Here is a 515-nt window from a genome sequence, read left to right on the forward strand (position 1 = left end):
GGTGGGACCACACCGAGAAACCTCCGACCGACCCATATCATGTCCACAACCAGAGGCAACACCGGTGCACGACCACCCGCGCACGGTCTACAGTACGGACAGACAACTTCATCTGGCTCATCCAGAGGGGCAGAGGGAACGGCCCAGCGAAGCCCCGGCAACCACCCGCATCCCGTGCGCGGCAGGTGCTAATTCCGGCCTGGTGGCAGACTGCCCCGGGAAAGATGAGGAGCTTCTTCATGACACTCGCGCCCGAGCGTGCCACCAGTCCCACCCTCGAGGTCGCGAACCCCGCGGTCTCGCTGTCCTGTCGGCACTGCGGCGCCACCTACCCGCTGTCCCCTACGCATGTGTGCGTGGAATGCTTCGCTCCTCTGGAAATCGCCTACGACCCGGACCTGCTGGCTCGAGTGACCCGAGAGTCCATCGAACGTGGTCCGGCGAACCTGTGGCGTTACGTCGGGCTGCTGCCCGCCGGGCATGACCCGGCGCGGCGGGTCTCCCTCGGGGCCGGC

The 515-nt window shown here is 66.8% G+C and carries 1 pseudogene and 1 riboswitch; the pseudogene reads left to right on the forward strand.

The features are described 5' to 3' along the window. Nucleotides 1–114: 114 nt before the first annotated feature. Nucleotides 115–231, forward strand: a riboswitch (SAM riboswitch). Between the two features lie 8 nt (nt 232–239). Beyond that, a pseudogene (locus tag AC08ON_RS04680) lies at nt 240–515 on the forward strand (threonine synthase); the annotation flags it as partial.

It is taken from the genome of Frankia sp. CoWAU3 (genome assembly GCF_977971855.1).